The organism is Corynebacterium sp. MSK039 (assembly GCF_030232315.1).
Lineage (GTDB): Bacteria > Actinomycetota > Actinomycetes > Mycobacteriales > Mycobacteriaceae > Corynebacterium.
This window is the reverse complement of the sequence record NZ_JASPJL010000004.1, coordinates 34,484-52,205: the sequence shown is the minus strand read 5'-3', so window position 1 is coordinate 52,205 and position 17,722 is coordinate 34,484. Positions and strand designations below refer to the sequence as shown.

15 protein-coding genes are annotated in these 17,722 nt (G+C 67.0%); 8 read left to right on the top strand and 7 right to left on the bottom strand.

Features of this window, described 5'->3' with window-relative positions; genetic code table 11:
• The 3 genes from QP997_RS04480 to rfbB all read left to right on the top strand — a co-directional run bounded on the left by QP997_RS04480 (position 1) and on the right by rfbB (position 4,117).
• Entirely contained in the window at positions 1-1,716 is a 1,716-nt protein-coding gene (locus QP997_RS04480) for a cytochrome c biogenesis protein ResB (protein ID WP_284780579.1), read from the top strand.
• 140 nt (positions 1,717-1,856) lie between these two features.
• Positions 1,857-2,972, top strand: a complete 1,116-nt coding sequence (gene ccsB, locus QP997_RS04475) for a c-type cytochrome biogenesis protein CcsB (protein WP_284846353.1) — start codon at positions 1,857-1,859, stop codon at positions 2,970-2,972.
• 41 nt (positions 2,973-3,013) lie between these two features.
• Positions 3,014-4,117, top strand: coding sequence for a dTDP-glucose 4,6-dehydratase (rfbB, locus tag QP997_RS04470; protein WP_284846352.1), 1,104 nt, complete (start codon positions 3,014-3,016; stop codon positions 4,115-4,117).
• A gap of 47 nt (positions 4,118-4,164) precedes the next feature.
• Here rfbB and QP997_RS04465 read toward each other — a convergent pair whose 3' ends face one another.
• The gene (locus tag QP997_RS04465; RefSeq protein ID WP_070761113.1) at positions 4,165-5,544 is read right to left on the bottom strand and encodes an MFS transporter; all 1,380 of its coding nucleotides are present in this window, start codon (positions 5,542-5,544) and stop codon (positions 4,165-4,167) included.
• Between the two features lie 42 nt (positions 5,545-5,586).
• Here QP997_RS04465 and rfbC point away from each other — a divergent pair, with 42 nt between their 5' ends.
• From rfbC to QP997_RS04450, 3 genes are read left to right on the top strand one after another with little or no spacing between them, the layout of a single operon-like run.
• Entirely contained in the window at positions 5,587-6,291 is a 705-nt protein-coding gene (rfbC, locus tag QP997_RS04460; RefSeq protein ID WP_284758350.1) for a dTDP-4-dehydrorhamnose 3,5-epimerase, read from the top strand.
• A gap of 6 nt (positions 6,292-6,297) precedes the next feature.
• Complete coding sequence (gene rfbA, locus QP997_RS04455) at positions 6,298-7,176, top strand: glucose-1-phosphate thymidylyltransferase RfbA (RefSeq protein WP_070761109.1); 879 nt, start codon at positions 6,298-6,300, stop codon at positions 7,174-7,176.
• 10 nt (positions 7,177-7,186) lie between these two features.
• Positions 7,187-8,365 carry a phosphotransferase family protein gene (locus QP997_RS04450; RefSeq protein WP_284846351.1) on the top strand — a complete coding sequence of 393 codons (1,179 nt, stop codon included), beginning with the start codon at positions 7,187-7,189 and terminating at the stop codon, positions 8,363-8,365.
• Between the two features lie 11 nt (positions 8,366-8,376).
• Here the strand turns inward: QP997_RS04450 and QP997_RS04445 are convergent, their stop codons facing one another.
• Positions 8,377-8,688 (bottom strand): hypothetical protein, encoded by a 312-nt coding sequence (locus QP997_RS04445; RefSeq protein WP_284846350.1) that lies wholly within the window; start codon positions 8,686-8,688, stop codon positions 8,377-8,379.
• A gap of 178 nt (positions 8,689-8,866) precedes the next feature.
• On the opposite strand from QP997_RS04445, the gene QP997_RS04440 reads away from it, so the two are divergent.
• A complete protein-coding gene (locus QP997_RS04440; protein ID WP_083317319.1) occupies positions 8,867-9,235 on the top strand; it encodes a DUF4229 domain-containing protein in 369 nt (122 codons plus the stop codon).
• Positions 9,236-9,336: 101 nt separating this feature from the next.
• Here the strand turns inward: QP997_RS04440 and QP997_RS04435 are convergent, their stop codons facing one another.
• Positions 9,337-10,218 carry a 1,4-dihydroxy-2-naphthoate polyprenyltransferase gene (locus tag QP997_RS04435; RefSeq protein WP_284780567.1) on the bottom strand — a complete coding sequence of 294 codons (882 nt, stop codon included), beginning with the start codon at positions 10,216-10,218 and terminating at the stop codon, positions 9,337-9,339.
• 115 nt (positions 10,219-10,333) lie between these two features.
• Here QP997_RS04435 and QP997_RS04430 point away from each other — a divergent pair, with 115 nt between their 5' ends.
• Positions 10,334-12,325, top strand: coding sequence for an FAD/NAD(P)-binding protein (locus QP997_RS04430; protein ID WP_284846349.1), 1,992 nt, complete (start codon positions 10,334-10,336; stop codon positions 12,323-12,325).
• On the opposite strand, the gene QP997_RS04425 is transcribed toward QP997_RS04430, so the two are convergent.
• Genes QP997_RS04425 through QP997_RS04410 form a run of 4 tightly spaced genes read right to left on the bottom strand, consistent with a single transcriptional unit; the run spans position 12,322 to position 17,677 of the window.
• Positions 12,322-14,103: a dipeptide ABC transporter ATP-binding protein gene (locus tag QP997_RS04425; protein WP_284846348.1), complete on the bottom strand. Its 1,782-nt coding sequence runs from the start codon at positions 14,101-14,103 to the stop codon at positions 12,322-12,324. The genes QP997_RS04430 and QP997_RS04425 overlap by 4 nt on opposite strands.
• Positions 14,100-15,005 carry an ABC transporter permease gene (locus QP997_RS04420; protein WP_284846347.1) on the bottom strand — a complete coding sequence of 302 codons (906 nt, stop codon included), beginning with the start codon at positions 15,003-15,005 and terminating at the stop codon, positions 14,100-14,102. The genes QP997_RS04425 and QP997_RS04420 overlap by 4 nt, the downstream gene beginning before the upstream one ends.
• Positions 15,006-15,008: 3 nt before the next feature.
• Entirely contained in the window at positions 15,009-15,986 is a 978-nt protein-coding gene (locus tag QP997_RS04415; protein ID WP_284846346.1) for an ABC transporter permease, read from the bottom strand.
• Complete coding sequence (locus tag QP997_RS04410; protein ID WP_284846345.1) at positions 15,983-17,677, bottom strand: TIGR04028 family ABC transporter substrate-binding protein; 1,695 nt, start codon at positions 17,675-17,677, stop codon at positions 15,983-15,985. The genes QP997_RS04415 and QP997_RS04410 overlap by 4 nt, the downstream gene beginning before the upstream one ends.
• Positions 17,678-17,722 lie beyond the last annotated feature (45 nt).

Sequence of the window (17,722 nt, the reverse complement as noted above, 5' to 3'; positions counted from 1 at the left end):
ATGACTGAGCACAAGGCCGGTACGAAGCCAGGCGGCGGGAAGAACCCCGCTCGGCTGATCCTGGCTTTGCCCAAACGTGCCTGGCAGTGGCTCACCAAGATGAAGACGGCGCTGGTGCTGCTCTTCCTGCTCGCCCTCGCCGCGATCCCCGGCGCCCTGCTGCCGCAGCGCTCGCTGAACCAGGACAAGGTGGCCGACTACATCGCCGCCAATGGCAAGACCGCAGAGGTCTTCGACAAGCTGGGCCTATTCGACGTTTTCAGCTCCTCGTGGTTCATGGCGATCTACGTGCTGCTGTTCATCTCGCTGGTGGGCTGCATCCTGCCACGCAGCTGGGATCACTACCAGGCGCTGCGCTCCACCCCGCCACGGGCGCCGAAGGTGCTCAAGCGGATGCCGAATCACATCTCCGGCACCGTGGACACCGAGCCGGAGGCGATGAAGCAGCTGCTGCGCCGCGAGTTCAAGGGCTGGCACATCGCGGAGACGTCCGCTGAGGACGACCGCGCGGGGCGCTGGTCCATCTCGGCGGAGCGCGGCTACCTGCGCGAGTTCGCGAACCTCGTCTTCCACCTCGCCCTGGTGGGCATCCTCGTGGCCGTGGGTGTTGGCCGTCTCACCTACTACGAGGGCCAGGCGATCGTCATCGCCGATACGGAGAACTCCGAGTTCTGTAACTCCGCGGTCGGTAACTTCGACTCCTTCCGTCACGGGCAGCTCTTCGACGGCACCGGCCTGCACCCGTACTGCATCAACGTCAAGAACTTTAAGGCGGAGTACCTGCCCAACGGGCAGGCAGTGGACTTCCAGTCGGACATTGATTACGCCGTCGATGACGCCGCATACGAGCCGCACGAGGAGTGGGAGAAGACCACCCTGAAGGTCAACCACCCGCTGCGCCTGGAAGGTGACCGCATCTACCTGCAGGGCCACGGCTACGCGCCGACGTTCACCATCAAGTGGCCGAACGGCGAGACGGTGACGGAAACCACCCAGTTCCGTCCGGACGACCAGATCAACTTCCTCTCCTCTGGAGCGATGCGCTGGGACCCGCCGGCGGACATGTTCGACACGGAGCTGGAGCGCCGCAATAACCAGGTCGCCATCCAGGGCCTGTTCGCGCCCACTGCGGAGTTCACCGGTGAGAAGGGTGCGCTGCTGACCTCTCGCTACCCGGCGATGACGGACCCGGCGGTGGCCATCGACGTCTACCGCGGCCAGACGGGCCTGGACGCCGGCACCGCGCAGTCCATCTTCTCCCTGCACCCGGAGCAGATGCACAATGGCCTTCTGGAGAAGCTGGACCGCGTGAACCTGCGCGTCGGCGAGAAGGTCACCCTGGACGACGGCACCGAGATCACCTTCGACGGCGCCAAGGAGTTCATCAACATCCAGGTCGCCCACGACCCGAGCCTGTACTGGGTATTCATCTTCTCCATGCTGATGCTGGGATCCCTGGTGGTGTCCCTGGCGATTAAGCGCCGCCGCCTGTGGGTGCGCCTGGCGCCGCGGGAGGACGGCCAGCCGGGGACCGTGGTCGAGATCGCGGGCCTGGCGCGCACCGACTCCGCCGGTTGGGGTACGGAATTCAACCGCACCGCGGAGCGCATCCTGGGCCTCGAGGAGGAGGACCTGGACGATGAGCACAGCGTTTCCAGCGGTAGCTGGGAGGAGGATTTCGGCGACGGACTTGACGAACAGCTCCGCGATCGCTAAATCGTTTTTGCTGGTCGCTCCCACTATCCGGTGCCGCTGGAGTGTTGGATTTCCCGCTAGCCGGGGATAATCTTAGATGTGCAAGAGATGCGCCTTGGTCGGCGCATGCCTTTAGTCCGTTGAGGAATCGAAAATAATCCATGCAGATTAATCAAGATCTCGCGCAGTTTTCTGACCTGGCGTACAAGACCACGGTGGTGCTGTACCTGCTCGCCCTGGCGGTGTCCCTGTTCTACTACGGGCTGGTCCGCCTGGCGAACGACGCCCGCCGCGAGCGCGCCCGGGTGCTGAAGAACGAGGCCACGCCGCAAGAGTCGAAGCGTCGCCAGAAGGTGGCGGTGGGTGCTGGCGCATCCGGTGCGGACGCCACCGACGTCGCTGCCAATGAGGTGGGGGACGACGGCGTGGCCGACGTGTCCGGTATCGCGACCTCCTCCCTGGACGAGGCGGACCTGCCGGATAGCTTGAGCGCCGAGACAATCCTGCAGCGCGTGAACCGCGCGGATACCTTCGGTGGGATTACCCAGGCGCTGGTGTGGCTGGCCATCGCCGTGCACGCCGCATTCCTGGTGCTGCGTGGCATGTCCGCGAACCGCTTCCCGTGGGGCAACCTCTTCGAGTACGTCGCGGTCGTCACCCTGTTCGCCATGGTGGCCGCAGCTGTGGTGATCAACCGCCGCTCGATGCGCGTGATGTGGCCGTGGGTGCTGACCCCGGTGACCCTGCTGCTGTTTTACGGTGGCACGAAGCTCTACGCGGAGACCGCCCCGGTCGTCCCGGCTCTGCAGTCCAATTGGTTCGTCATCCACGTCTCCACCGTCTCCATCGGTGGCGGCATCGGTCTGCTCTCCGGCATGGCTTCCCTGATGTACCTGCTGCGCCGCTGGCACCCGAAGGGTCAGGAAAAGGGCTTCTTCGGAGCCATCGCCTCCCCGCTGCCGGATGCCTCCAAGCTGGACGCCCTGGCCTACCGCAGTGCGATCTGGACCCTGCCGATCTTCGGCCTAGGCATCATCTTCGGTGCGATCTGGGCCGACGCCGCCTGGGGCCGCTTCTGGGGCTGGGACCCGAAGGAGACGGTGTCCTTCATCACCTGGATCCTCTACGCCGCCTACCTGCACGCCCGCGCAACCCCGGGTTGGCGTGGCACCAAGGCTGCCTGGATCAACGTCATCGCTTTCGCGACGATGGTCTTCAACCTCTTCTTCATCAACATGGTGGTCTCCGGTCTGCACTCCTACGCTGGCCTGAACTAAACCACCGACTAGAACCCACGCTTGGAGTGTGACGCTTCCTCGTGACCGCTCAAACCGCTGACCAAGCGGCAGCGCCCCACCGCCGGTTGACCCACGTGCTGGTCACCGGCGGTGCCGGTTTTATTGGGGCGAACTTCGTCCACCGCACGCTAGCCACCCGCCCGGATGTGCACGTGCACGTCGTGGACGCGATGACCTATGCCGCCAATCCGCTGAACCTGCGCTCTACGGACGGCACCCCGTTGGAGGATGCCTATCCGGGGCGGTTCCGATTCACGCAGCTGGACCTCGCGGACCGGGATGCGGTGCTCGCCCTGGTCGACGAGGTCGCCGCCGAGGTTCCGGACGTCGACGGGCTGGCCATCGTCCACTTCGCGGCGGAGTCGCACAACGATAATTCGCTGCTGGACCCGGCGCTGTTCGTTCGCAGCAACGTGGATGGGACGGTGCACCTCGCCGAGGCGGCGGTGCGTCACGGTGTCTACCTGCACCACGTCTCTACGGACGAGGTCTTCGGGGACCTGGCACTGGACGAACCGCAACGCTTCACCCCGACGACCCCCTACCAGCCCTCCTCTCCCTACTCGGCGTCCAAGGCGGCGGCTGACCACATGGTGCGCGCCTTCGTCCGCAGCCTGGGGCTGAAGGCCACGATCAGTAACTGCTCGAATAACTACGGTCCGCGCCAGCACCCGGAGAAGTTCATCCCGCGTCAGATCACCGGCCTGTTGCAGGGGCAGCGGCCGCGGCTGTATGGCAAGGGGGATAACGTCCGCGACTGGATCCACGTCGACGACCACAACGACGCGGTCTGGGCGATTATGGAGCGCGGCGAGCTGGGGCAGACGTACCTCATCGGCGCGGACGGGGAGCGCAATAACCTGCAGGTCGTGCGGGACCTACTGGCGGCCTTCGGCCGGGAGCCGGATGACTTCGACTGGGTGAGCGACCGCCCCGGGCACGACCGCCGCTACGCGATCGACCCGTCCTCGATGCGAGGCCTGGGCTGGCAGCCGCGGTATACCGACTTCGCCGCGGGCCTGGCGGCGACGATCGATTGGTACCGCGAGAACCAGCAGTGGTGGGAGGACACCCGCGCGGCGGCGGAACGCCGCTACGGCCAAACGGAAAAGCTGCTGGGATAGAAAAACCCCGCAAGCTCGTGGCTTGCGGGGCAGGTAGCCGGTGCGCTTTAAAGCTCGGCGTCCGCGAGGTTACGGGGTGTGCGCAGCAGCGCGATCACGGAGATCAGGCAGATCACCATCAGGTAGATTCCGACCGTCCAGATCATCCCGGTGCGGTTGAAGAGCATCTGGGAGATCATCGGTGCGAAGGCACCACCCAGGATGGAGCCCAGGGCATAGGCCACGGACACACCGGAGAAGCGCACTTCGCGGGGGAACATTTCCGCGTAGAGGGCGGACTGCGGGCCGTAGGACAGCGCCAGGCCCGGGATGAACAGCAGCATGCCGATGCCGAAGATCCACAGCGAGCCGGAGTCGATGAGGAACCACACCGGCACCGCGATCACGATGAGCATGCCGTAGCCCCAGAGGAAGGTCTGCACCCGGCCGATGCGGTCGGAAAGCCCGCCGGAGTACATCGTCAGCACGATCCACGCCAGGGCGGCGACGACCACCCAGAGGAACACGCTGACCTGATCGTGGCCCAGCTCCTTCGTGGCATAGGAGCCCATGAAGGCGATGATCATGTAACCGGAAGCGTTGTTACCGGAGAAGATCAGCGCCGCGCGGATCACGAGGCGCCAGTGGTCGCGCAGCAGCACACCCAACGGGGCGCTGGACTCAGCGGCACGCTCCCGCATTTCCTGGAACACCGGGGACTCGGCGACCTTGGCGCGCACGATGACGCCCACGATGACCAGCACGAAGCTCAGCAGGAATGGAATACGCCAACCCCAGTCGAGGTAGGCCTCCTGCCCAATGATCGCGGTGATGGCCAGCAGCACCACGGTGGACAGTGCCAGGCCGGTGGGCACGCCGATCTGCGGATAGGAGCCGAAGTGCCCGCGGCGGCCCTTCGGTGCGTGCTCCACGGCGAGCAGAGCGGCCCCGCCCCACTCGCCGCCCGCGGACAGTCCCTGCAGGATGCGCAGGAAGACAAGCAGCAGGGGAGCGGCGATGCCGATGGCGGCGTAGGTCGGCAGCACGCCGATCAGTGTGGTGGCCATACCCATGAGGATCAGGGTGCCCGCGAGCACCTTCTTGCGCCCGATGCGATCGCCCAGGTGGCCCGCGATGGCGGCGCCGAGCGGGCGGAAGAGGAAGCTGATGCCCAGCGATGCCCAGGCGAAAACCTGCGCGAGGCTGGGGTTATCGCTGCTCGCGGGGGCGAAGAACTGCGTACCGAACACGAGGCCGGCGGCTTGAGCGTAGATGAAGAAGTCGTACCACTCGATGGTCGTGCCGACGAGGGTGGCGCCAAGAATGCGCCGGTCTTCTGAACGGTTGGGAGAATCCATGCGCTGAAAGTTAGCAAAGGCTAAACACTTCGGAGAGGTTATGGAAAAATTCGCGCGTGCGACAACACGGGGGCGCTGCCTGGCGCGCACCGCACCGGCTGTCTGTCCGGGCTGGGCGCTAAAGTATGGGCTATGAGTACCGCAGAGCTGCCTGTTGACTTGCGTCCCCTGGACTCGGCCACCGAGCCAGCCATCGTCGACCTCCCGATCGCCGGCGCCTGGCTCTTCGCCCCGCGGGTTTTCGGGGACGCTCGCGGCAGTTTCCACGAGGGCTTCCGCGCCGCCCAGTTCACCGAGCACCTGGGCTACCCCTTCGACGTCGCGCAGGCGAATGTCTCCCGCAGCAGCCGGGACGTGGTGCGGGGCATCCACCTGGCCGAGGTGCCACCGGGGCAGGCGAAGTTCGTCAGCTGCCTGGCCGGGGAGGTTGTGGACGTGCTGGTGGACCTGCGGGTCGGTTCCCCGACCTTCGGCAAGCACGTCAAGATCACCCTCAGCGAGGAGAATAACTACGCGGTGCACGTGCCGATCGGGGTGGGTCACGGCTTCGCCGCCCGCTCCGAGACCGCGGTGCTGAATTACCTGGTCACCGAGGCCTATAATCCGGATCGGGAGTTCGGGGTGGATCCCTTCGACCCGGAGTTGGGCATCGACTGGGGCGTGGAGCGTGCCGATGCGGTTCTTTCCGATAAGGACGCCGCCGCCCCGGCCCTCGCAGAGGTTCACGCGCGCCTGGCTGATTGGCAGGAGGCACGTGGCTGGGAGCAGCAGCTGCGCCGGGAGTGGTCCGAGGCTCTCGATTTCGCCGATAGCTACGGCGAGCACGGGGAGGGCTAGATAATCATGCGCGGAATCATTCTGGCCGGTGGCACCGGTTCGCGGCTGTGGCCCATCACCTTCAGTGTGTCGAAGCAGCTGGTGCCGGTCTACGACAAGCCGATGATCTACTATCCGCTGTCCACCCTGATCCTTGCGGGGATCACCGAGATTCTCGTGATCACCACGGAGCGCGACGAGCGGGCCTTTCAGGAGCTGCTGGGGGATGGCAGCCGCTTCGGCGTGAGTATCGAGTACGCCACGCAGGAAGCCCCACGCGGGTTGGCGGAGGCCTTCATCATCGGTGAGGAGTTCATCGGCGACGAACCGGTCGCGTTGGTGCTGGGCGACAATATCTTCTACGGCTCCGGCCTGGGCACCCAGCTGCGCCGCTTTAACGAGCCGGATGGCGGCGTGATCTTCGGCTACGCCGTCGCAGACCCCACCGCCTACGGGGTGGTGGATTTCGACGAGACCGGGAAGGCGATCTCCATCGAGGAGAAGCCGGCGAAGCCGCGCTCCCCATACGCGGTGCCGGGGCTGTATTTCTATGGCCCGGACGTGGTGGAGATCGCCAAGCAACTTCAGCCCTCCGAGCGCGGTGAGTTGGAGATCACCGGCATCAACCAGGCCTATCTGGAGCAAGGCCGCCTGCACGTGGAGGTGCTGCCCCGCGGCACGGCCTGGCTGGACACCGGCACGATCGACGACCTCAACGGCGCCAGCGACTTCGTCGGCGCGATCGAGAAGCGGCAGGGCTTGAAGGTCGGCTGCCCAGAGGAGGTCGCGTGGCGCATGGGGCTGATCAGCGACGAGCAGTTGCGGGATAACGCCGACGCGCATGGGGCCAGCCCCTATGGTCAATACCTGAGGCAATTGTGCGCTCAGGCGGAATGGGAAAAGTGAGGCAACGAGAGTGACAGAGCAGCAGGACGGCTTTTCTTCTGGGAACTTCCAGCCCATCGGCAAGCTGAGCGCGGAGGATATCCGCACCGGGAACATCGACCGGACGGAGGTCGCGCACGACTACAGCCGCGAGGACCTGCGCCCGGAGACCCTGCCGATCTTCATCAAGCTGATCTGGCAGGACCTGGCCTGGGAGAACATCCTCCTGCCGAAGCAGGGCATGGACCACGCCGTCATCTTGCTGGAGGGGGTACGCAGCGACGAGGGAGAGTTCGCGGACATGGTCCCGAACCGCGTCATCGTCCGCGCACCCTACACCGAGGCCTACCGCCTGCAGGCCTCCCGGGAGTCCGGGGTGATCGCGGCGCTGGGGCACCGCTCCAACGCCCGCCTGCCGCAGACGGTGCGCCAGGCCCACGTGCCGCGCCGCTTCACTGGCAACCAGCGGCGTATCCGGGTGACTCTGCTCTCCGTCATCGACGGCACCCCGTTGGACGCGAACGTCTGGCAGCAGATGAACGCGGAGCAGCAGGAACTCGTCATCGAACAGCTGGGCAGCCTGCTGGCGGCGATGCACACGATGAACTCCAGCCTCCCGCCGGCCAGCAACCTGGAGAGCTGGTGGGCCGACGGGCCGGGGCAGAGTGACGCGACGGGTGTCCACGAGGTCGGCGGGGTGCCGATCAGCCCGGCCACCGAGGGGGCGCAGCACGGGCTGAACTACACGGAGCGAACCCTGCCGGGCAAGCACGAGGTGATGCGCCACCGCATGGTCGAGGTGCTGAAACCCGAGCTCTCCGCGGCGGAGTACGCCCGCGCCGAAGGCATCATGGCCGAGGTGGACGACATGCTAGCCCGCACGGACCTGCGGCGCTGCTTGACCCACGGTGACCTCTCGCGGGAACACCTGCTGTGGCTACCCGACCAGGGCGTGGGCGTGTTGGACTTCTCCGATATGACGGTGGGGGACCCGGCGCTGGACTACGCCCACTTCGAGACGATCGCGCCGGGGCTGACGAAGCGGATCTTCGACCACGCCGGGGTGGCCGCGGAGGACGTGGCAGATCCGCAGGTGGTCTTCGAGGATGAGGACCTGCTGGAGCGGGCGAAGCTCTACAAGCGCTGGGATAACCTGTTCCTGCTCATCGACCACTACCGCACGGGGCGCTCCCCGCGGGTGGAGATTTAACGCGGCCGGGCCTAGTCCTGGGCGGGCGGGTCCTGCTGGTCCTCGTCCCGCTGGCGGCGGAGGCGCTCCCGCTTCTCGCGCTCGGCCTCTTCTTCGGCCAGGCGTTCCTGCTCGCGGCGCTTCTTGAAGCGTTCCTTCTCGATATTCCACAGGAAGTCCGGGTCGTCGTCCGGCCCCTTCGCCCGAGGCCGCTGCTCGAGCTGCTTATTCTGCCGGCGGCCCAGCTGGCCCACTGAGGAAGAATTGCCGCTGCCCGGCCCGAAGGCCTTCCACAACATCACGATCGTGATGATGACGAGGATCAGGATAATGAGGCGACCCAAGGGTGCGATGCTCCTTCAAGGCATAAAAATCGGCGTAGTTTCTCCCCTCGACTCTAGCCACCTCACGGGCTCGGTGGGTAGGAGAACAGCGGCGGGAATACGGTGGCGGGCCGGAGTGACGTCCTAAAAATAAAGCGCAATTGGTGCCCAGCGAAGCAGTGACCGTAGGCTGGACGGCGTGACTAATAAGCAGAATCCACAAGACCCCTCCCAGGTTGAACCATCGCTGCCGGGGCCGCCCGGGCAGAAGCCGAAGCTCGGCTCGAAGGCCTGGCGGGATGTTTTGCTATACGGATTCCTGCGGCTGGTGCTGTTCCTGGTGCTGACGTTCGTGATCCACTCGATCGTGATTCTGCTGGGGATGGCGAACTTCTTCCCGCTGCTGATGAGCGCGCTGCTGGCGCTCATCCTCGCGCTACCGCTGTCCATGATGATGTTTAAGAACCTGCGGCTGCGCGTGACCGCGCAGATGGCGGAGTGGGATTCCGCGCGGCGCGAGCACAAGCGCCAGCTGCAGGAGCAGCTGCAGGACCGCCTGCACGACTAGAGCGGCGAGAATCAGCGGGGGCGGCCGAGGGACATGTGCTACGGCTGGAGCTGCGCAGGTGAGTGCGCAGCGGGGGAGCAGCGTCGGCGTGAATTAGATGGCTAGATAAACGCTGCGACCAGCATCATCACCGACCACAGCAACATGCCGCGGCCAGTGAGTCCCAGTACCGGGATCAGGCCCTTGCCCTGCGCGCCCTTGCGCACCGGACCGGAGGCCAGCACCCACAGCGGCACTGCCAGCAGGCCCAGCAGGGCAGCGAGCTGACCGAGTGCCAGCGCGATGGTGAGCACCACGGAACCGCCGACCAGGCTCAGCCACAGCGCGCGGGTGCCCGCATCTCCCAAGCGCACGGCGAGGGTGATCTTGCCGGTGACCGAGTCGGTGGGGATGTCGCGGAGGTTATTGGCCAGGTTCACGGACGAGGAGAGCGCGCCGATCGTCACTGCCAGTCCGAGCCCGCGCCAGGTAATCTGCCCGGACTGCGTGAACTCTGTGCCGAGCACCGCGACGAGGCCGAAGAAGATGAAGACCGCAACCTCGCCCAGGCCCCGGTAGCCATAGGGGTTTTCACCGCCGGTGTAGAACCAGGCCCCCGCGATGCAGGCCGCGCCGACGAGGATCAGCCACCAGGCGCTCAGCAGGCTGAGTAGGATTCCGGCGACCCCGGCCACACCGAAGCAGGCGAAGGCGGCGTACTTCACGAGCTTGGGCTCCACCAGGCCGGAGCCGGTGAGGCGTAGCGGGCCGGAGCGGTCGTCGTCGGTGCCACGGATGCCGTCGGAGTAGTCGTTCGCGTAGTTCACGCCGATGATCAGCGCGAGCGCGACAACGAGGGCGAGTAGCGCCCGCGGGAAGGACGCCCCGCCGGTGGTCACCGCGGCTGCTGTTCCGGCCAGCACCGGGGCGATGGCGTTAGCCCAGGTATGCGGGCGGGCGCCCTCGAGCCAATCGGCGGCGGTGGCGGTGTTGGTGGCAGACATACGCGGTGAAAAACCTTCCTTCGGGCAGGGGGCGGATGCAAACTGTTTACTCTACTCGCTTGGGCGCGGGGGCTGAGCAGCCAGGCTTGTCCGGGATAAACCGTAGGGTGGGGCCATGAGCAGTATTGAGCGCAGGATCGCGATCATCGGGGCCGGGCCGCGCGGAATTTCCGTGCTGGAGCGGATCGTGGCCACCTACCGGGAGCTGGCGGAGCAGGGTACCGACCCTGAACGCCTGGCCGTGGCCGTGGTGGACGACGTCCAGCCCGGTGCGGGACGCATCTGGCGCACTGACCAGAACTTCGACCTGTGCATGAACACGCTGGCCGACGCGGTGACCCTGTTCCCGGAGCCCGGCTCCAGCGTGCATGCCCCGGTCCTCGAGGGCCCCACCATGTACGAGTGGATCATGCTGGTTCGTGGTGAGGAGCTGGGTGAGCAGCGCGACCCGCGCGGGGCGAAGGCCGCGCTGTTTTCCCGCCACCCGGTCCAGCCCCTGGGCCACCGGGCGCAGGACATCCAGCAGGCCGAACCGAATACGCACCCGCCGCGGGGCCTGTACGGCGAGTACCTGCGCTGGGCCTTCTCCGCGGTGCTGGGCATGGTTCCCGAGGCCATCGAAGTGACGGTGCACCGCTCGAAGGCGGTGGGCATCGAAGCAGCGGCTGACGGCACGGACGCCATCGAACTTGCGGACGGCACCCGCCTGCGCGCACACGCGACGGTGCTCGCCCTGGGCTGGTTGGACACGGATCTCGCCCCGGAGGAGCAGGAACTCGCGGCTGCCGCGGCCAAGCACGAGCAGCTGGAGTGGGTTGCGCCGAATAACCCGGCTGATCAGGACTTCTCTGCCATCCCCAGCTGGGAGGAGTCCGGCCAGGAGATCCTGATCCGGGGCTTGGGCATGGGATTTTTCGACGCCATGTCCATGCTCACGCTCGGCCGTGGCGGGGCCTTCATTCCGGACGCCACCGCGCCGGCGGGATTGCGCTATCAACCTTCGGGCCGGGAACCGCGGATCCTGGCGATGGCGGGCCGTGGCTACCCGCATCAGCCCCGCCCGGAGTTTTCGGGCATGCCGCCGCGCGCGGAGCTGCGCCGCCTGGACGAGGCGATCTCCCAGCTCGATACTCCACTGCCTGCCAATAGCCTGGACTTCGGGGAAACGCTGTGGCCAGCACTGCTGCGCGACGCGCAAGAGGCCTACTACCGGGTGCTGCTGGCGGCCGAACCTGACGTCCTGAAGAAGGTCACCGAGGTCATCGACGACCCGGCCACCGACCCGCTGAACATGCACGAGGACACCCGCCTGGACGGGCTGGTGGACCCGGAAAAGCGATTCAATATCCCCTGGGAGAACAACCCGGTCGCCCGGCTGGAGGACAAGGCGGAGGCAGCGGGCGAGGAGCTGAGCATCGACTCCTTTACCCGGAGCCTGTTCGAACACCTCCTCGGCGACTGGCGGGAGGCGCAGCGCGGCGAGGAATCCCCGGTGAAGATGGGGCTATTCAGCTTCGGGGCGGCGATGAAGCGGATCGCCCTGGTCGACGAGCCGGGGCGGTTCACGCAGGCCTCCCGCGAGGAGGAATACGCGCTTTTCGGCAGCATCGCCCAGATGGTGAGCGTGGGCCCGCCGGCCTTCCGCACCGCCGAGCTGCTCGCGCTCATCGACGCCGGGCTGGTGCGCTTCCTTGGCGCGAAGCCGGAGCTCACCGTGGACGAGGAGACCCCGGCGTTTCGGGTCAGTTCCGCGACGACGGGGGAGGAGGTGTGCGCGACTGCGCTGATCGAGGCGTTGATCCACGACCCTGATGTGCGGCACACGGACTGCCCGCTGAGTACGCAGCTGCTGGCACAGTCCCGGATGCGGGCTTGGGCCTGGGGCGATGGTTCCCCGTCCGGGGCCCCGGAGGTGGACCGGGAGACCGGCCTGCTGATCGGCGCGAGCGGTCAGCGCGACACTCGGGTGCACATGCTGGGCGTGCCGTTGCGGGAGGTGCGGGCAGATATGACGAACTCACCGAAGGTGGGCGAGGACCCGGTGATCTTCCAGGAGACGGACGCCGCCGCCCGCTCCGCGCTGCGGATCGCCATGTCCCGACCCTAAAGCCCCAGGTTGAACACGCCTTCGCGGTAACGCTGGCCCGGGATGGCCCGCAGCAGCTCCCGGGTGAACTCGTGCTCCGGATCGTTGAAGATCTCCTCAGTGAAGCCCAGCTCCACCTGGCGGCCCTTGCTCATCACGCTGACCGTGTCGCTGATCTCCCGGACGACGGCCAGGTCGTGGGAGATGAACAGGTATGTCAGGTCCAGTTCCTCTTGCAGCTCGTTGAGCAGCTCCAGGATGCGGGCCTGGACGGTGACGTCCAGCGCGGATACGGCCTCGTCGAGAACCAACAGCTCTGGCTCCAGGACCAGCGCGCGGGCGATGGCCACGCGCTGGCGCTGCCCGCCGGAGAGCTCACCGGCACGCCGGTTGGCCAGGGCCTCGGGGAGGCTGACCTGGTCCAACACCTGGGTGACCTTCGCGCGGATCTGGGTCCGCGAGAGCGAGCTGAGGTTTCGCAGTGGCTCGGCGATCGCCGAACCGATGGACTGGCGCGGGTCGAGCGAGCCATAGGGGTTCTGGTAGACCATCTGCAGCCTGCGGCGCAGTTGGCGCGGGTCTTTGTCTACGAGCTCGCTGATGGCAGCGCCCTCGAGGTAGGCGGTGCCCGCGCTGGGCTCCTCGAAGGCGCAGATCATGCGCGCCAGGGTGGACTTGCCGGAACCCGACTGCCCGACGATCGCGTGCGTGGTGCCGCGGGCGACGGAGAAGCTCACGCCGTCGACCGCGGTGAATGCTTCTTGGCCACGGGCGGGGTGGAACTGCTTGCTCATCGAGCTGACGCGCAGCAGCGGGGGAGTGGGCTCCTCGGAGCCGCGTGCCTTAGCGTCGTGTGCCACGGAGCCGCGTGCCGCGCCGGTGGCGGGGCTCTTCCCCTCGGAGTCCACCCCGCTGCCGGGCGCACCCGTCTCGGGGTCAGCGGTCCCAGGGGTGCTGGCTGCCGCATGCTTCCGGGCGCGGGCCGGTTGGCGCACGGGGTTGGTCAGCCCCGGCGCGTCAGCGAGCAGCCGTCGGGTGTAGGGGTGCCGCGGATCGCCGAGGATGCGGCCGGTGAGCCCGGCCTCCTTGACCTGGCCGGATTGCATGACCACCAGCTCGTCGGCCCGGTCGCTGGCTACGGCCAGGTCGTGCGTGATGAGCAGGACGCCAATGCCGCGGTCCTCCCGCAGCTGGTCGATGAGGTCCAGGATCGTCTGCTGCACCGTCACATCCAACGCACTGGTGGGCTCGTCGGCGATGATGAGATCCGGTTCGGTGGCCAGCGCGGCGGCGATGAGGGCACGCTGCCGCATACCGCCGGAGAGCTCGTGCGGATACTGGTCATAGCGCAGCTCGGGGTTGTCGATCCCCACGGCCTCCAGGAGCTCGATGACGGTTGCGCGGCGCTCCTCCTTGCTGGGATTGCCCAGCGCCTGGCGGTGAATGCGCAGCACCTCGCCGACCGAGTCGCCGATGGTTTTCACGGGGTTCAGAGAGGTCCCGGGGTCCTGCGGGATAAGCCCGATCTTCAGGCCGCGGACGCCGCGCCACTGCTGTTGCGTGATTCGGTTCAGGTCCTGCCCATTGAGCTCGATTTTTCCGGACGCCGACGCGTTGGCAGGCAGCAACCCCATGGTTGCCATGGCGGAGGTGGATTTTCCGGAACCGGATTCTCCCACGATGGCGGTAACCCGCCCGGGTGCGACGGAGAAGGACACGTCCGTCACCGCGTGCACGGGGCCGTGCGCGGAGTTGTACGTGACCGCGAGGTCGGTGACCTTCAGCAATGGGGTGGTCATGAGCGGGCTCCTTCCCGGTCGCGGAGGACGGTGCTGAGGTGGTTGGTCGCCAGGACGACGAGGACGATGGCCAGGCCCGGCAGGACGGTCAGCCACCAGGACGTGGCGATGAAGTCCCGGCCCTCGGCGATGATCAGGCCCCACTCGGGCGTCGGTGGTGGGGCGCCGTATCCCAGGAAGCTCAGGGTGGACAGCTGCAGGATGGCGCTGCCGAACTGGAGGGCCGCCAGCGCGAGCACGGGGGTCAGCGAGTTCGGCAAGACGTGGTTCCACAACACGGAAGCGCGGGTGCCGCCGGAGGCGTAGGCAGCCTCGACATAGTCAGAGGAGGCGACGCCCAGCACCTCGGAGCGGGCGAGGCGGGCGAACATCGCGACGTTGGTGACACCCACGGCGATGGCCGCGTTGATCGAGCCGTAACCCAGCACGATGATCACCGAGAGGCTAAGCAGCAGGGCCGGGATGGCGAGCAGGACGTCCACGATGCGCATGATCAGCGTGTCCACCCAGCTGCCCTTGCCGCCTGTGCTGGAGCCGCGCCGGGCGCGGGAGGAGCCGGCGATCACACCCAGCAGGGTACCGATGATCATGCCGAGCAGAACCGCGACAAGCGCCCCGAGCAGCGACTGCCGGGTGCCCCACACCACGCGGGTGTAGAGGTCGCGGCCGACGGCGTCGGTGCCGAACCAGTGCTCGGTGCTGGGCGGCAGCAGCGGGGCGGTGCTACCGGAGTTCACGGGGTCGCCCGAGGCGAACAGCCCCGGCACCAGCGCCCAGGCCAGTGCGATGACAACGATGAGCCCGGAGACCACCGCGCCCCAGCCCGCCTTCCGCGGGCGGGGAAGGTTGCGGCCGGTCAGCCGGGAGCGCAGCGAGGACCGAGGGGTGAGTTTGGTGGTCATGTTTTAGTCCCTCCCATTCGCGGTGGCGGGTTGTGCGCTGCGGCTGCGCAGCCGGGGGTCGAGCACCGGGTAGAGCAGATCGACGGCCAGGTTGACCAGCACGTAGACCGCGGCGCTGATGACGACGACGGCCATGAGCACCGGGGTATCGCGGTTAGATACGGCGTCCACGGTCATCGCGCCGATGCCGGCGCGGCTGAACACGGCCTCGGTGACCACGGCGCCACCGATGAGCTCACCGAAGGTCAGCCCAGCGATGGTCAGTGCGGGGAGCATCGCGTTGCGCAGGACATTGCGCCACAGCACCCAGCGGTGGCTGGCCCCACGGGCCCGCACCACGGTGACGAAGGGCTGGGCCGAGGCGTCCTGAATCCCGCGGAGCAACACCTGCGCCATCGGTGCGGACAGCGGCAGGGCGATGGCGATGGCGGGCAGGATGATCGACTCGGTGGGGGAAGCGTCGATGACGGGGATCCACCCCAACGTGAAGCTGAACACCTGGATCAGGATGATGCCCAGCCAGAACGCGGGCAGCGCGACCAGCAGGGAGGGGACGCTCGCCAGGGCATTGGCCAGCCAGCGGCTGACACGGTTGTTGCGGCCCGGGGCGGCGAGCGTGGCCAGGGCCAGGGCGATCAGGCTGGCGAGCACGAAGGCCACGAACGCCAGCGCCAGCGTGTTTGGCAGGGCAGCGCCCAGGGCGCTGGTCACGGACTCGCCGTTCATTAGGGAGTTACCGAAGTCCCCGCGCAGCGCCCCGGTCAGGGAGTTGATGTAGCGCACGAGGATGGGCTCGTCGGCGCCGTACACATCGCGCATCTGCTGGATCTGCGCCGGGGAGAGCCCGAGCTCGGGGTCGGCGTAGCGGGTGGCCACGGCGTCCCCAGGCAGTGCGGTGAGCAGGATGAATGCGAGGGTGAAGGTGGCCCACAGCACGAGGATCGCCTGGCCGATGCGGGCGAGGATCTGGCGTCCGGTCATGGCTGGGCCTCCTTTCGGGTCAGGTAGAACCAGGGTCGGCCGATGCTCTCGGCGCGGAAGCCGTGGACGTGTGGGTGCACGCCGAAGACCTGCGGTTCCTCGAAGAAGGGCAGGACGTAGGCGTTATCGGTCAGGTGCTTCTGCACCGCCTTGGAGGCCTTGGCACGCTCTGCCTCGGTGGGCGACTGGGCGACGTCGAGCAGGAGCTGCTGGAGTTTCTCATCGCCGATGGATTCGTCGGGGTGCATGTTCAGCAGCGCGTTGCGGTTCTCGGAGTAGTACTGGCTTTTAATGACGTCGTAGTCGGCGCGGCCCACCATCGTGAGGTTGAGCTGCACCTGGTTCTCGTCCGTCTGGGCTGCCTTTTGGGCGGCGACGTCGCCGGGGTGCAGCTGCGCGTCGATGCCGACGGCACGCAGTTGTTGCTGCAGCATCGTGACGACCTCCCGGGTGCGGGGTTGCTGTGGGGCGTCGTTGACGACGAGGCGCAGGCGCTTGCCGTCCTTGGTACGGATGCCGTCGTGCCCGACGGTCCAGCCGGCCTCGTCGAGGAGCGTGCGGGCCTTATCCGGGTTGAACTCGTAGGCACCCTTCTGCGCCTCGTAGCCCTGCGCGGTGTGGGCGAGGGTGGAGGTGGCCAGCGGGTAGGAGTCGGAGAACAGGGTGCGCAGGATCTTCTCGCGGTCCACGCCGGCGATGATCGCCTGGCGCACCCGGATGTCCTGCAGCAGCGGGTGGCGGAAGCGGAAGGCCAGGCCGTTGTTCACGCCGTTGGTCGGTGCTGCGTGGATGTTGATTCCGGCCTTGGCGAGGTGCTTTTCCTCCGGGGCCTCGATTTGGCGGGCGATGTCCGCCTGCCCGGCCTTGAGTCCACCGACGCGGACGCTGTCCTCCTTGGCGACGACGACGCGCACGGTGTCCAGCTCCGGACGCCCGGTGTTCAGGCCGCGCTCGGCGAAGACCGGTGGCGCCCAGTCGTAGTCCTCCCGGGCGCTCAAGGTTAGTTCGCGGTTCCGTTTCTCGCCGGTGATGACGAAGGGGCCGGAGCCGATGACCTTGCGGGCAGAACCAGGGGCGAAACCCTCGTCCGTCATATCCAGGGAGGCGTTGGCCAGCAGCCCGGCGTTGATGGAGCTGGCGGCCTGGGGGAAGCCGGGCTCGGGCTCGCTGAAGTGGAAGCGGACGGTGGAATCGTTGATAACCTCGCCGCGCTCGTAGGAGCTGATCTGTTCGGAGGCGGTGAGCTTGTTCTCCGTGTTCCCGAGGCCGAAGAGGTCGAAGTTCTTGACGACGTTCTCCGCGTCCATCGGGGTGCCGTCGGAGTAGGTGACCCCGTCGCGCAGGCGGAAGGTGAACTCGGTGGCGTCCTCGTTGACTTCCGGCAGGTCGGTGGCGATCCACGGGTGAAGCTCGAGGGTGTCCGGGTCCTGCCACAGCAGCCGGTCGGTGATGTTGTTGACGACCCCGCCGTTGGGGTAGAAGCCCGCGGTCGGCGGGTAGAGGTTATTGAAGGGGAGGGAGTCGAGGTAGGTCAGCTCGGCGGGGTTGTCCTCGGAACCACCGGCGCTGCTGCAGGCGGTGAGTCCGCCGAGGCCAAGGACGACGGCGGTGAGCAGGGTGATCACCGATCTGATGGGGCGCCGGGTGTGGTGCCTGGACGTGCCCTGGGTGCGGGGCAAGCCGGGGGACATAGGTATTCCCTCCTGTGGATAAAAATGAACAGATCTGTCTATAAG

Excerpts from the sequence above, each read along its gene's own strand:
- QP997_RS04480 (WP_284780579.1), top strand. The coding sequence starts at position 1 with ATGACTGAGCACAAGGCCGGTACGAAGCCAGGCGGCGGGAAGAACCCC.
- ccsB (WP_284846353.1), top strand. The coding sequence starts at position 1,857 with ATGCAGATTAATCAAGATCTCGCGCAGTTTTCTGACCTGGCGTACAAG.
- rfbC (WP_284758350.1), top strand. The coding sequence starts at position 5,587 with ATGAGTACCGCAGAGCTGCCTGTTGACTTGCGTCCCCTGGACTCGGCC.
- rfbA (WP_070761109.1), top strand. The coding sequence starts at position 6,298 with ATGCGCGGAATCATTCTGGCCGGTGGCACCGGTTCGCGGCTGTGGCCC.
- QP997_RS04435 (WP_284780567.1), bottom strand. The coding sequence starts at position 10,218 with ATGTCTGCCACCAACACCGCCACCGCCGCCGATTGGCTCGAGGGCGCC.
- QP997_RS04430 (WP_284846349.1), top strand. The coding sequence starts at position 10,334 with ATGAGCAGTATTGAGCGCAGGATCGCGATCATCGGGGCCGGGCCGCGC.
- QP997_RS04425 (WP_284846348.1), bottom strand. The coding sequence starts at position 14,103 with ATGACCACCCCATTGCTGAAGGTCACCGACCTCGCGGTCACGTACAAC.
- QP997_RS04420 (WP_284846347.1), bottom strand. The coding sequence starts at position 15,005 with ATGACCACCAAACTCACCCCTCGGTCCTCGCTGCGCTCCCGGCTGACC.
- QP997_RS04415 (WP_284846346.1), bottom strand. The coding sequence starts at position 15,986 with ATGACCGGACGCCAGATCCTCGCCCGCATCGGCCAGGCGATCCTCGTG.
- QP997_RS04410 (WP_284846345.1), bottom strand. The coding sequence starts at position 17,677 with ATGTCCCCCGGCTTGCCCCGCACCCAGGGCACGTCCAGGCACCACACC.